Source organism: Qipengyuania polymorpha (assembly GCF_019711435.1).
GTDB lineage: Bacteria > Pseudomonadota > Alphaproteobacteria > Sphingomonadales > Sphingomonadaceae > Qipengyuania > Qipengyuania polymorpha.
In genome coordinates this window covers 559,388-572,192 of record NZ_JAIGNK010000002.1, presented here as the reverse complement: position 1 = coordinate 572,192, position 12,805 = coordinate 559,388, and the positions used below count along the sequence as shown (strand labels likewise).

Annotated in this window: 14 protein-coding genes; 5 read left to right on the top strand and 9 right to left on the bottom strand. The window is 63.2% G+C overall.

Going from position 1 to position 12,805, the window contains the following annotated elements; genetic code table 11:
• Positions 1–2 precede the first annotated feature (2 nt).
• Together K3152_RS08075 and K3152_RS08070 are read right to left on the bottom strand one after the other, a co-directional pair.
• Positions 3–401: a nuclear transport factor 2 family protein gene (locus K3152_RS08075; RefSeq protein WP_221573575.1), complete on the bottom strand. Its 399-nt coding sequence runs from the start codon at positions 399–401 to the stop codon at positions 3–5.
• A complete protein-coding gene (locus K3152_RS08070; protein WP_221573574.1) occupies positions 398–1,192 on the bottom strand; it encodes an SDR family oxidoreductase in 795 nt (264 codons plus the stop codon). The genes K3152_RS08075 and K3152_RS08070 overlap by 4 nt, the downstream gene beginning before the upstream one ends.
• 84 nt (positions 1,193–1,276) lie before the next feature.
• Between K3152_RS08070 and K3152_RS08065 the strand changes: the two genes are divergently transcribed.
• The 4 genes from K3152_RS08065 (at position 1,277) to K3152_RS08050 (ending at position 4,303) form a co-directional block, all read left to right on the top strand.
• Positions 1,277–2,593, top strand: coding sequence for an alkaline phosphatase PhoX (locus K3152_RS08065; protein ID WP_345719780.1), 1,317 nt, complete (start codon positions 1,277–1,279; stop codon positions 2,591–2,593).
• 98 nt (positions 2,594–2,691) lie between these two features.
• Positions 2,692–3,153 (top strand): Dps family protein, encoded by a 462-nt coding sequence (locus K3152_RS08060; protein ID WP_221573573.1) that lies wholly within the window; start codon positions 2,692–2,694, stop codon positions 3,151–3,153.
• 71 nt (positions 3,154–3,224) lie between these two features.
• Positions 3,225–3,845 (top strand): 6-phosphogluconolactonase, encoded by a 621-nt coding sequence (locus K3152_RS08055; RefSeq protein WP_221573572.1) that lies wholly within the window; start codon positions 3,225–3,227, stop codon positions 3,843–3,845.
• A gap of 44 nt (positions 3,846–3,889) precedes the next feature.
• Positions 3,890–4,303, top strand: a complete 414-nt coding sequence (locus K3152_RS08050) for an NUDIX domain-containing protein (RefSeq protein ID WP_247713272.1) — start codon at positions 3,890–3,892, stop codon at positions 4,301–4,303.
• On the opposite strand, the gene dinB is transcribed toward K3152_RS08050, so the two are convergent.
• Entirely contained in the window at positions 4,300–5,415 is a 1,116-nt protein-coding gene (gene dinB / locus K3152_RS08045; RefSeq protein ID WP_221573570.1) for a DNA polymerase IV, read from the bottom strand. The genes K3152_RS08050 and dinB overlap by 4 nt on opposite strands.
• A gap of 64 nt (positions 5,416–5,479) precedes the next feature.
• On the opposite strand from dinB, the gene K3152_RS08040 reads away from it, so the two are divergent.
• Positions 5,480–6,739: a multidrug effflux MFS transporter gene (locus tag K3152_RS08040; RefSeq protein ID WP_221573569.1), complete on the top strand. Its 1,260-nt coding sequence runs from the start codon at positions 5,480–5,482 to the stop codon at positions 6,737–6,739.
• A gap of 125 nt (positions 6,740–6,864) precedes the next feature.
• Here K3152_RS08040 and K3152_RS08035 read toward each other — a convergent pair whose 3' ends face one another.
• The 6 genes from K3152_RS08035 to K3152_RS08010 all read right to left on the bottom strand — a co-directional run bounded on the left by K3152_RS08035 (position 6,865) and on the right by K3152_RS08010 (position 12,783).
• Positions 6,865–8,736 (bottom strand): acetyl/propionyl/methylcrotonyl-CoA carboxylase subunit alpha, encoded by a 1,872-nt coding sequence (locus K3152_RS08035; protein WP_221573568.1) that lies wholly within the window; start codon positions 8,734–8,736, stop codon positions 6,865–6,867.
• Positions 8,733–9,194: a nuclear transport factor 2 family protein gene (locus tag K3152_RS08030; protein WP_221573567.1), complete on the bottom strand. Its 462-nt coding sequence runs from the start codon at positions 9,192–9,194 to the stop codon at positions 8,733–8,735. Before K3152_RS08030 ends, K3152_RS08035 begins: the two co-directional genes overlap by 4 nt.
• Positions 9,195–9,255: 61 nt before the next feature.
• Entirely contained in the window at positions 9,256–10,170 is a 915-nt protein-coding gene (locus K3152_RS08025; protein WP_345719784.1) for a phytoene/squalene synthase family protein, read from the bottom strand.
• Positions 10,171–10,274: 104 nt separating this feature from the next.
• Positions 10,275–10,856 (bottom strand): LOG family protein, encoded by a 582-nt coding sequence (locus K3152_RS08020; protein ID WP_221573566.1) that lies wholly within the window; start codon positions 10,854–10,856, stop codon positions 10,275–10,277.
• A complete protein-coding gene (locus K3152_RS08015; protein WP_221573565.1) occupies positions 10,853–11,290 on the bottom strand; it encodes a hypothetical protein in 438 nt (145 codons plus the stop codon). The genes K3152_RS08020 and K3152_RS08015 overlap by 4 nt, the downstream gene beginning before the upstream one ends.
• Positions 11,287–12,783 (bottom strand): phytoene desaturase, encoded by a 1,497-nt coding sequence (locus tag K3152_RS08010; RefSeq protein WP_221573734.1) that lies wholly within the window; start codon positions 12,781–12,783, stop codon positions 11,287–11,289. The genes K3152_RS08015 and K3152_RS08010 overlap by 4 nt, the downstream gene beginning before the upstream one ends.
• Between the last annotated feature and the right edge of the window lie 22 nt (positions 12,784–12,805).

Sequence of the window (12,805 nt, the reverse complement as noted above, 5' to 3'; positions counted from 1 at the left end):
TTTCAGAACATCCCGTTGTCGTGTTCCGCAGTCGGCGGGATGAGTTGCAGCACGTCCCAATGCTCGACGACCTTGCCGTTCTCGTCGCAGCGGAAGATGTCGATGCCCGCATATTCCTCCCGCTCGCTCGACGCGGTTGCGGGCCAATCCTGATAACAGTGCAGGATGACGAAATCGCCGTCGGCGAGTTCGCGTTTGATTTCCAGGCGCTTGTCCGGATGTTCGCGCGCCATGCGCTCGAAATAGTCGATGAAGGGCTGCTTGCCGTCCCCTACCAGCGGGTTGTGCTGGACATAGCGGTCGCCTGAATAGAGCTTCATTGCCTTGGCGGGTTCGCAATCGTTGAAGGCCATCGAATAGAAGGCTTTCACATTGGCGATATTGCGCTGTCTGTCGGTCATTTCGGAGGCATTCTTATGGCTCCATCCAGCCGGAACTGGTGGCCGTTGATATAGCTGTTGCGGGCAATTTCGCAGATGAGCGAGGCGAATTCTTCCGGCTCGCCGAGGCGTTTGGGGAAGGGGACGCTGGCGTTCAATTGGTCCCACATCTGCGGGTTCCTCTCTTTCATGCCGAGCATCAGCGGTGTGGCGAAAATGCCGGGCATGACCGAATTCACGCGGATGCCGAGATCCATCAAATCGCGCGCCATCGGCAGGACGAGCCCGTTCACGCCCGCCTTGCAGCTGCCGTAGATGACCTGCCCGATCTGCCCGTCCTGCGCCGCTACGCTGGCGGTCAGTGTGATGCATCCGCGCTCGCCGTCATCGTTCAAGGGCTCGCTGTTCGCCATGCCGAGCGCCGTATGGCTGGCAATGCGGTATGAGGAAACGAGGATGCCCTCGGCCCCGAACGCGTAATCCTCGGTCGAGAGGCGTTTGTAACCGCCCGTCTCCTTGTCCCAGCCGAGCGTCTTGCCGCGCCGGCTGGTCATGGCGCAGTGGACGGTCACGCGTTCCTGCCCATGCGCCTCGCGAGCCTTGGTAAACCCGTCGACGACCGATTGCTCGTCGGTGATGTCGACCCGGGCGAACGTGCCGCCGATGGCTGCTGCGTGTTCCTCCCCAGTTTCCTCGTTGACGTCGAAAATCGTCACCTTGAGGCCAAGGTCCGCCAGCGCCTTTGCGCTCGCCTTGCCAAGCCCGCTCGCGCCGCCAGTGACGACCGCTGCCATGCCTTCGGTCAGTTCCATCCGCTTTTCTCCCCACTGTCATTTGCCTGACGCAGTGCTATCGCATGGGCCAAACCGATCCGCCAAGTGTAGAGAATCATGACCATGGAAATGTACCGTCGCCAGTTCCTGTCAGCCACCGCCATGGCCTTCGGCGGATTGTCCTTGAGCGGCTGCATGACGCCGTCATCAACGAGGACGAATTTCACAGGCTACGGGCCGCTCCTGCCCGACCCCAACGGCTTGCTCGATCTGCCGGAAGGCTTTTCCTATCGCCTGCTGTCGAGCCTCGACGACGCGATGAGCGACTGGGGCAAGGTTCCCGATCATGCCGACGGAATGGGCTGCCTGCCCTTGCCGGGCGGCGAGATCGCGCTGGTGCGCAACCATGAACTGGTTCCGGGGCAAGGGGCGGGTGCCAACCTTTCGGTCGGTTATGACAAGGCCGCGGGACAAATGGTCCTGCCGGGCGGGACGACCACTATCGTCCTCGACGTGGCCACGCTGGAAAAGAAGCGCGAGTTCCGCTCCTTCGCCGGTACGATCCGCAATTGCTCCGGAGGCGTGACACCCTGGGGCAGCTGGCTAACCTGCGAGGAATTCGTCAGCACGCCCGAACAGATCGCTCCCGACAAGCTTGGTGCCGAGCACGGGTGGACCTTCGAGATCCCTGCCAATGCGACCGGCCAGGTCAATCCTGCGCCGCTGAAGGCGATGGGCCGGTTCAACCACGAAGCAGCCTGCGTCGATCCGCGGACCGGCCTCGTCTACCAGACCGAGGACCGCGACGATTCCGTCCTCTACCGCTTTGAGCCCGAGGTGCCGGGCGACCTTGCGCAAGGCGGACAGCTGCAAGCCATGCGAATCGTCGGCCTGCCCGATACGCGCAATTGGGACATCGCGACGATGGAAGTCGGCAAGCGCTACAAGGTCGAATGGTTTCCGCTCGACAACGTTGAGGCTCCCGAGGATGATTTGCGCAAGCGCGCAGCAGCGAAAGGCGGCTCGCTCATCGCGCGCGGCGAGGGTATCCATATGGGCACGGACGAGCTCTTCGTCTGCTCGACCAGCGGCGGCGCCAGGAAGCTGGGCCAGATCTTCAAGCTCATCCCCGGACGTGGGAAGAAACCCGATGAAATCGAGCTATTCTTCGAAAGCGAAGACCCGGCACAGTTGAATTTCGGCGACAATTTGACGGTTGCCCCCAACGGGCACCTTATCGTGTGCGAGGACCAGTACACGCCGGTGGTCAACAACCGCCTGATCCTCATCACGCCTTCCGGTGAATCTCACGTCCTCGGCCATTTGCACATGCAGACGGAACTCGCGGGCGGCTGTTTCTCGCCGGACGGCAAATGGTTCTTCGTCAATGCCTATTCGCCGACCCGCACCGTCGCCATCACGGGGCCGTGGGCAGTGTGACCTGTAATCGCCTCAATCGATTACTGGGGCCGTAGGACTTCGAGAAACTCGTGCGACTGTTGCCCGTTGATAGGGCAACAGACACACGGAGATATCTAATGGCCGAACTCGGCAATAATGCGAAATCTGGTCTCGTGACCGCGCTCAACGGGGCGCTGGCAGACACGATGGCGCTCTATTTCAAGACCAAGAACTTTCACTGGCACGTCGCGGGTCCGCGCTTTCGCGACCTTCACCTCCTGTTCGACGAACAGGCCGCGCAGCTCATCGGGACCGTCGATGCCATCGGCGAACGTGTGCGCAAGAACGACGAATACACGCTCACCTCTATCGGCACGATCGCTTCCGAGACGAAGATCGAGGACCAGGACGATGTCACCATCAGCGCCGATGCGATGGTGGCCGAATTGAGGGACGATAACCGCAAGCTCCACGATCGGCTCGAAACCGTGAAGGAAGAGGCGGAAAGCGTGGGCGACAACGCGACGAGCGGCATCGTCGACGACTGGATCGACCAGGCCGAAGAGCGCATCTGGTTCCTCAACCAGACGAGCAAGTAGGCATACGAAGCGCATAGCAATTCACCCGCGTCCGGCTTTCCCGGGCGCGGGTTTGCTGTATCGGAGGATCCATGGCCGTCGTAAACATCATCGAGAACGCCAGCGATGCGGATATCGCCAGCTGGCTGGAGCAACAGTTGGCGGAGGCTTTCGCATCCCGCGAAGGGCCGGTGACCATCACCGTGCCGGGCGGCTCGACGCCGTTCCCGATCATGGCGAAGCTGTTGGAAGCCGAACTCGACTGGTCGCGGCTGGTGGTATGGCCGGGAGACGACCGCGTCGTGCCCGAGGATCACGAAGCCTCGAACACCGGCAAGCTGCGCGCGTTGTTCGAACCCAGGGGCGCTGAAGTCGTGACGCTTACCATCATGGAGCAGGTCCCGCATTTCGACCTTGCATGGCTCGGCATGGGCGCGGACGGGCACATCGCCTCGCTGTTCCCCAATACCGACCCGCAAGTGGACGAGCCGCGGCAAATCCTGCGTCTGACGCCCGACCCGCTGCCCCCCGAAGCGCCTTTCGACCGCATCAGCCTGACCATTCCCTCGCTGCTCGCCAGCGACCGGGTGGTCTTCGTTATCCGCGGCGAGGAGAAGCGCGCAATTTTTGAACAAGCGGCTGGTGGAAATAGCGATTTGCCAGTTGCGAGGTTGCTGGCAGGCGCTACACAGCCTGTCACATGCTTCACCTGATACCAGCTCCGCTGCACCGGTTTGCACTGAGGGTCGCCCACAATTTGCGGCAGCAGAAACGCCGTGCCACGGGCAAGACCCGCGACGGTGTGACCGTGGTTGGGCGCGATTTCGACGGACAGATCCTGCTCGTGCGGCACAGCTATGGCCCGAACGAGTGGTTTTTCCCGGGCGGCGGCATCGGCGATGACGAAAGCCCCGAAGAGGCGGCAATGCGCGAGCTGATGGAAGAGACCGCGTGCGAGATCACGGGGATGAAACTGGTCGGCATCATCGATGAAACCCTGTCCGGCGCGCCGCACAAGGACCACCTTTTCGAAGGCGTGGTCAGCGACATGCCCGAAGCCGACGGGCGCGAGATCGTCGACGCGCGCTTTTTCCCGACCCACTCGCTTCCCGAGCCGCTCAGCCCACGCACGCGCGAGCGGCTGAAAATGTGGCAGGCGCGCAAGAGCTAGAGCAGCGAAAGCTGCGCGTCGGGGCGCTTGGGTTCCTCCGCGCCGTCCCTTTCAAGTTTCGACAAGGTCAGTCCCATCAGCCGGATAGGCATGGGCAGGGGTAGCACTTCCTCAAGCAGTTTGCGGGACAGGGCGGCAAATTCGTCCTTGTCCGCAATCGGGCGGTCGACCGTCTTCGCGCGGCTGAAAATCTGGAAATCGGTGTATTTCATCTTGAGCGTGACCGTGCGTCCCTTCGCCTCGGCGCGCTCGATATAGCCCCAGACGATGTCGATGATGTCCTCCAGCGTCTCGCGCAGTTCGCTGCCCGATGAGAGGTCGCGGCTAAAGGTCCGCTCTCCGCCGACCGATTTGCGGATGCGGCTGGAGCGGACGGGTCGCAAGTCGATGCCTCGCGCGGCACGGTAGAGATAGTCGGCGAAGCTGCCGAAATGCGCGCGCAGCCACTCGATGTCCTTAGCCGCGAGGTCCGCGCCGGTGACGATGCCGAGCCGGTCCATCTTCTCCGCGCCTTTCGGGCCGACACCGTGAAAGCGCCGTACGGGCAATGACTGCACGAACTCCGCGCCCTGTCCGGGGCGGATGACACACATGCCGTCAGGCTTGTTCTGGTCGCTGGCGAGCTTGGCGAGAAATTTGTTGTAGCTCACACCGGCGCTTGCGGTCAGCTTCGTCTTGGCGCGGATTTCCTGCCGGATGAGCTCGGCAATCCGCGTTGCACTGCCGATGCCGAGCTTGTCTTCGGTGACATCGAGATAGGCCTCGTCGAGGCTCAGCGGTTCGACGAGATCGGTGTGGTGGTGGAAGATCGCGCGGATTTGTCGGCTCACCTCGCGATAGGCATCGAAACGGCTCTTTACGAAGATAAGCTCGGGGCATTTGCGCTTGGCGGTGACGCTGGGCATCGCGCTCTTCACGCCGAACGTGCGCGCTTCGTAGCTGGCCGCAGCGACCACGCCGCGTCCGCTCGACCCGCCGACGGCGACGGGCTTGCCCCGCAATTCCGGATTGTCGCGCTGTTCGACGCTGGCGAAGAAAGCGTCCATGTCGACATGGATGATTTTCCTCAGGCCATCGGCCTCGGCATCATCTGAATCATCGACCTCGCTCATCGCCCCTCAATAGCGAGGCGGGTTGCAAACCGGAACCTTGTGGTCCACCCGCCATTTTGTGCAGATGCGAAACGAACAGCTTGCCAGCGGTGAACGCCCGCTCCCGGGCCGCGCCCGGCGATCGAAGATCGGCGAGCGCGAGCTTATCTGGATGATGGCGCTGCTGATGGCCTGCAACGCCTTCGGCATCGATGCTATCCTTCCCGCCCTCGACGCGCTTGCGGGAGACCTCGGCGCGGCGGGCAACGACCGGCAGTTCGTGGTCGGCGCCTACCTGCTGGCAGCCGGTTTCGGCACGCTTGTGCCCGGGGCCTTTGCCGACCGCTACGGTCGCAGGCCGGTGCTGTTCGTGGCGCTCGCCTGCTATATCGTGCTCTCGCTCGCCTGCGCGGTGGCGACGACTTTCGACATTCTTGTGGGCCTGCGCGCGGCACAGGGGTTCTTCGCCGCCGGCATTATCGCCCTCCCACCCGCCATCATCCGCGACCGCGTGGGCGGCGACAAGATGGCGCGCATGATGAGCCTCATCTTCGTCATCTTCCTGCTCGTTCCCGCCGTCGCGCCCAGTATCGGGCAGGCGGTGCTCTATGCGCTGGGCGACTGGCGCTGGATATTCGGCGCGATGGCGCTCTTGGGCTGCGTAATGAGCGCATGGGTCTACTTCCGCTTGCCCGAAACGCTGCACGAGGAAGACAAGCAGGACATCCACCTGCCGACCATCACGCGCAACATGAAGAGTGCGGTGACCTTGCGCGAAACCATCGGCTACACGCTTGGCAGCGCGCTGGTGTTCGGCGGCTTGTTCGGCTTCATCAATTCCTCGCAACAGCTCATCGGCGAGGCCTTCGGCGCGGGCAACAAGTTCCCGCTCATCTTCGCCATCTGCGCCGGCTGCATGGCGCTGGCGAATTGGTCGAACAGCCGCATCGTCGAGCGTTTCGGCGCGCGCAAGGTGAGCCACGCGGCACTCTTCGCCTTCATCTTCGTTGCTGCGCTGCAGCTGTGGTTTGCCAACGACCCGGACGAAACGCTTTGGACCTTCGTCCCGCTGATGGCGGCGAATATGAGCCTGCTCGGCTTCATCGGCGCGAACTTCGGCAGCATCGCATTGCAGCCCTTCCGCCATATCGCGGGTGCGGCATCCTCCGCACAGGGCTTCCTGCGCATGACCAGCGGTGCGGCGCTAGGGGCCTTCATCGGCTACATGTACGACGGCACGGCGCGCCCGCTTGCTCTGGCGCTGCTGTGTACGGCGGTGCTCAGCCTGTTCTTCGTCCTCTTCTCCGAACGCGGCGAGCTGTTCGGCGAGAAGATGGAGGATTGATCCTCCCCGGCACGGGGAGGGGGACCGCCGAAGGCGGTGGAGGGGAATCGCCGCAAAGTGGCGCTTTGAGGAAAATCCCCTTCGTCAGCGCTGCGGGCTGCCACCTCCCCGGCACGGGGAGGCTGTCAGTCCTCGCCCGGCTCAACCACCGCCAGCACAGCCTCGACCTGCACCTGTCCGCCTGTCGCAGCGGAAAGCTCGGTCACGGTTCCGTCGAAGGGCGCGGTGAGCGCGTGTTCCATCTTCATCGCCTCGAGCACCATGAGGCGCTGGCCTGCGGTCACCTTGTCGCCCTCGGCCACATCGACCGCGATGACCTTGCCCGGCATGGGGGCGATGATCGCACCGTCGCCTGCCGCTGCGGCGCCCGAGCCGCGCGACTGGCGATCGAAAACGAAGCTCTGGCCATCGGCAAACACCACCACGCGCGCGGGGTCGACGAAGCCGGTGGCGACGTCCTCAGCCGAAGCCTGCGCAGCGGCCACCTTGCGTGTCTCGCCTTTGTGCGTAAGCGTGGCGGAAAGCACACCAGGGGCATTAAGGCGCAGGCCGAGTGGCAGGTCTTCGTGGTCCTCGGTTTCTGCCAGCGCGACAAAATCGGCAGCGGTCTGCCAGATTTCCTCATCGGCTTCGTCCGAGGATACGAGCGTGTCGAGCTTCGCCTCGATAAAGCCGGTATCGAGATTGGCGTCCTCGAAATCCTCGTCACGCAGGCAATTGGCGATGAAGGCGGCGTTGGTCTTCACCGGCCAGATTTCCACGCTCTCGGCGATCTCGGCGAGCTGGTCGATCGCCTCGGCGCGCGTTTCTCCCCAGACCACCAGCTTGGCGACCATCGGGTCGTAATAGGGCGAGATCATGTCGCCTTCCTCGACGCCGGTCTCGATACGGCCTTCCACGCCGAGGTCGAAATGGTCGAGCGGTCCGGTCGAGGGCAGGAAGCCGCCCGAAGGGTCTTCTGCATAGAGACGCGCCTCGATCGAGTGGCCGTCGATGAAGAGGTCGTCCTGCTTGAGCGGGATCGGCTCACCGCTCGCCACGCGCAGTTGCCATTCGACCAGGTCCACGCCAGTGATTTCCTCGGTCACCGGATGCTCGACCTGCAGGCGGGTATTCATCTCCATGAAGAAGATGCGGTCGGCGCGCAGGCCTTCGCTGGCGTCGGCGATGAATTCGATCGTGCCTGCGCCTTCGTAATCGACCGCTTGTGCTGCGCGCACTGCGGCGGCGCAGATTTCTTCGCGCGTCGCCTCGTCCATGCCCGGGGCGGGAGCTTCCTCGATCACCTTCTGGTGGCGGCGCTGCAATGAGCAGTCACGTTCGAACAGGTGGACGACATTGCCATGGGCATCGCCGAAGACCTGCACCTCGATATGGCGGGGCGAGGTGATCCACTTTTCCAGCAGCACTTCGTCGTTGGAGAAGCTGGCCTTCGCCTCGCGCCGACAGCTTTCGAGGCTCGCCTCGAAGTCAGCTGCCGCATCGACCTTGCGCATTCCCTTGCCGCCGCCGCCCGCGACCGCCTTGATGAGCACGGGATAGCCGATGGCGTCGGCTTCCTGCTTGAGGCGCTCGACCGACTGGTCCTCGCCCTCGTAGCCCGGCGTCACCGGCACACCGGCATCGCGCATCAGTTTTTTCGCCGCGTCCTTGAGGCCCATCGCGTCGATGCTGGAAGGCTTGGGGCCGACCCAGACGAGGCCGGCATCGATCACCGACTGCGCGAAACCGGCGTTCTCGGACAGGAAGCCATACCCCGGATGGATCGCTTCTGCGCCGGTCTGCTTTGCCGCTGCGATAATCTTCTCGCCGACCAGATAGCTCTCGGCAGCGGGCGAGGGGCCGATGTGCACTGCTTCGTCGGCTTGGCGGACATGCAGCGCCTTGGCGTCGGCATCGGAATAGACCGCAACGGTGGCGATGCCCATCTCGCGCGCAGTGCGCATGATACGGCAGGCGATTTCGCCGCGATTGGCAATCAGGAGCTTCTTAATCATCGTCCCGCAGGGCACCCTTCATCGACTGAGTATTGTATCGCGGTGATTTTCCATTCGCCCTCGAGGCGCAGGAGATTGAAGACGTCGATCCCGCAATGGCTTCGCTTGCCATCGACGTCGAAAAGATAGGGCGCCCAGACCACGGCAATCGGTCCTTTGACCAGTACTGTCGGCTCCCAATATTCCTCGTAATAATTCCCGCCGTCGACGAGGCCTTCGGTGGCCTGCTCCATCGTCCGGACGCGAAGATCAGGGCGGTCGTCGCTCTCCACGACAAAAGTGACCAGTGAGCCTTCCGCCACGACCGAATTCATCAGCACGGCATCGGCGGTGTTCAGTCCTTCGAAGAAGGTATCGACCACGGCCAGCACATCGGCGTTGCTTGAATCCTGCGCCGAGACCGGCGCTGCGATTGCGAGCGACGCGGCAATACCCAGCAGGGCGGGCCACCTGTGCATTGTCTCTCTCCGATCGTTTCTCTCAGTCGCACCCGCTAGCGCGGCAGGCGCGCAAGGTCCACTACCAGCCCGCGACGGGGCGGAAATCGTGGCGGGACCAGATAATCGGCTCTTGCGGGCCGCTGGGCCGGTTCCACACGGCCTGGAAGAAGGCGGTGGCGACATGCCACATCTTCTCTGCATCGTTGACGCGGGTGCGCGTGTCCCAGGCCTTCTGCCCGCGGGTAAGGACCTTGCGACCGATAGCGCCGTAAATGTTCGCCGCAGCCAGCACCGCCCAGCGCGAGCGGAAGGGCAGGCGTTTCGCGCCGAGACGCGCGGCATCCTCGTGCTTCTGCATCAGAGCGATCATGCGCGGCATGACGCCTGCGAGAATGAAACGGTTTTCGGGATTGGCGTGTTCGCCCGGTGTGAGACCGGCCTCTTCGAGCCATGTCGCGGGGATGTAGACCCGGCCCGCAGCGGCATCCTCCACCACGTCGCGGCTGATATTCGCAATCTGGAAGGCTAGGCCCAAGTCGTTCGCCCGGTCCAGCGTCTCGCCATCGTCGTCATGCACGCCCATGATTTTCGCCATCATGATGCCGACCGCGCCCGCAACATGGTAGGAATAGCGCAGCATGTCGTTTTCGTTTTTCGGCGCAAAACCGGTCGCGTCCATGGCGAAACCGCCGATGACATCGTTCGCCATCTCGTAAGTGAGGCCGCATTCCGACGCGACCATGCCTAGCGCATCGAAGGCGAAGTCCGCCGTCGGCTGGCCATCCAATGCGCGGCGGGTGAGGACGCGGATGGCCTGGATGCGGTCCTCGGCTTCCTTGGGCGTGCCCTGGTTGCCGAGCGGTCCGCCCTTGTCCTGGTTGTCGGCAATATCGTCGCAGCGGCGGCACCATGCGTAGAGCAGCCAGCTGCGCTCGCGCGTGGCCTTGTCGAACAGCTTGGAGGCCGCCGAGAAACTGTGCGAGCCGACCTCGATCGATTCCAGCGCCTTGTCGACGAGGAAGGCCCTGTCGCGCCCGCCGCCCGCCCGCGAAGGGGTGGGGCGCAGGTTCTGCGTGGTCAGGGGGCGGGGCTTGTCGCTCAGAGGTCGGATGCCTTCATCTGGAAGATTGGCGTATGCGGCTGATAGCTTTCCATTTTGTCCAGCAACGCACTTAACGTCTCTTCGGCCAGAATTATCCCCTGGTGTGCCGGACGCACGAAGCCGACCTCGGCCATGTGGCGGTTGAAGGCGATGAGGTGGTCGTAGAAACCGAAAGCGTTAAGCAGGCCGACGGGCTTCTGGTGATAGCCAAGCTGCGCCCAGCTTACCGCTTCCCACAGCTCGTCCATCGTGCCGACGCCGCCCGGAATGGTGACGAAACCGTCTGACAGGTCGGTGAAGTGCTGCTTGCGTTCGTGCATGCCGGAAACGGTGTAAAGCTCGGTGCAATCGTGATTGGCAACCTCGCTGTTGGCGAGCGCATCGGGAATGATGCCGATAACCTCGCCGTCCGCATCGAGCGCGCCGGATGCCACTGCGCCCATGAGGCCGAGGCGACCGCCGCCATAAACGACGCCGATGCCCCGCTCGGCAAGGCCTGCGCCCACGTCGCGCGCAAGTTCCAGATAACGCGGGTCCTCGGGAGAGGCCGAACCGCAATAGACTGCAAGACGCTTCATCCCGGCGCCCCCTCGGCCGCGCAGAGGCGGCCAGTCATCGCGCGGTAATAGGCGCTCTTTTCGGAAATGGTGCGGTTCTCCGTCACAAGTGCCTCGTCGTCCACCGGTTGGCCATCGCCATCGATGGTTTCAATGATCGTCGACTGGTTGTGGTCGGGATTGCAATTGGCCGCAATGCGCGAACGGCGGTATGCCCAACCGCCTTCCTTCGTTTTCAGGACCTCGACAAATTCGCCGGATATTGCCGGGCGGCCATTGGCCTCTCCCGGTTCGAGCGAGTTCGGGTCGAAATAGACCTTGGTGTCGTCAGGCATGGCCAGGGCGTCCATCCCGGCGGGCGCGACCGGCTGTTCAGGCAGCGCCGGTGTCGCCTCCGGCGCCTCGCACGCCGCCAGCATCAGCCCGGCGAAAAATACGGGAAAGTAGAACTTCACGAAACCAAATCCTCAACCATCAATCCGGCGGTCGCCTTGGCGCTGCCGACCACGCCGGGGATACCGGCGCCGGGGTGCGTCCCTGCACCGACGAGGTAGAAATTGTCCAGTACGTCGTCGCGATTGTGCCCGCGGAAAAAGGCGCTTTGGGTCAGAAGCGGTTCGAGGCTGAAGGCGCTGCCCTTGTGGGCGTTCAGGTCCATCGCGAAATCGCGCGGGGCGTAGTGGAACTTGGTCTTTATGCGGCCATGCAGGTCAGGGATGAGGCGGCGCTCGATCTCGTCGAGGATGCGCTTTTCCAGAACGGGTCCCATTTCTTCCCAGTCGACCGAGAGCTTGCCCATGTGGGCGACGGGGACCAGCGCGTAGAAGGTGCTCATGCCTTCGGGCGCGACGCTGGGGTCGGTGACGCTTGGGTGGTGCAGGTAGATGGAGAAATCCTGCGGCAACACGCCGTGGTCGTAAATGTCCTCGAGCAGGCCCTTGTAGCGCGGGCCGAACAAAATCATGTGGTGCGGAATGCCCGGCCAGGTGCCCTCGATGCCGAAATGGACGACGAAAAGGCTGGGCGAGAACTTCTTGCGCGACAGCGACTTCGCATAGCTTTCCCCGCGCTTGGTGCCGGCGAGCAAATCCTTGTAGCTGTGCATGATGTCGGCATTGCTGGCGACCGCATCGAAGCGCTGCTTGAATCCCGAATGGGTTTCCACCTCGCTCGCCTTGCTGCCGAGCGTGTGGATCCGCGTCACCGGGTCGCCAACGCGCATGGTACCGCCGATCCGCTCGAAATGCGTGACCATGGCGGCGATGAGGCGGTTGGTGCCGCCTTTCGCCCACCACACGCCGCCGTCCTTTTCGAGCTTGTGGATGAGCGCGTAGATGCTGCTGGTCTTCATCGGATTGCCGCCAACCAGCAGCGTGTGGAAGCTCAAGGCCTCGCGCAGTTTCTCGTTGTCGACATAGCTCGACACCATCGAATAGACGCTGCGCCAGGCCTGCTTCTTCGCGAGGGCCGGGGCGGCCTTCATCATCGACTTGAAGTCGAGGAAAGGCACATGACCGAGCTTCACATAGCCTTCCTCGTAGACGCCTTCGGCATATTCGAGGAAGCGCTGGTAGCCTGCGACATCGCCCGGATTGAGCTCGGCAATCTCGCGGAAGAGTTGCTCTTCATCGTTCGAATAATCGAAATTCGTCCCGTCGGGCCAGTTGAGGCGGTAGAAGGGCATCACCGGCATGATTTCGATGTCGTCGGCCATGTCGTGACCGGTCAGCGCCCAGAGTTCGCGCAGGCAATCGGGGTCGGTGATGACGGTCGGTCCGGCATCGAAGGTGAAGCCGTCACGCTCCCAGAAATAGGCGCGGCCGCCCGGCTTGTCGCGCGCCTCGATGACCGTGGTTGCGATGCCCGCCGATTGGAGGCGGATGGCCAGCGCGAGGCCGCCGAAGCCGGAGCCGACGACGCAGGCGGTCTTGCCCGTGGGTTCGGGCATCATCGGGCTTTCGGGCAAATCG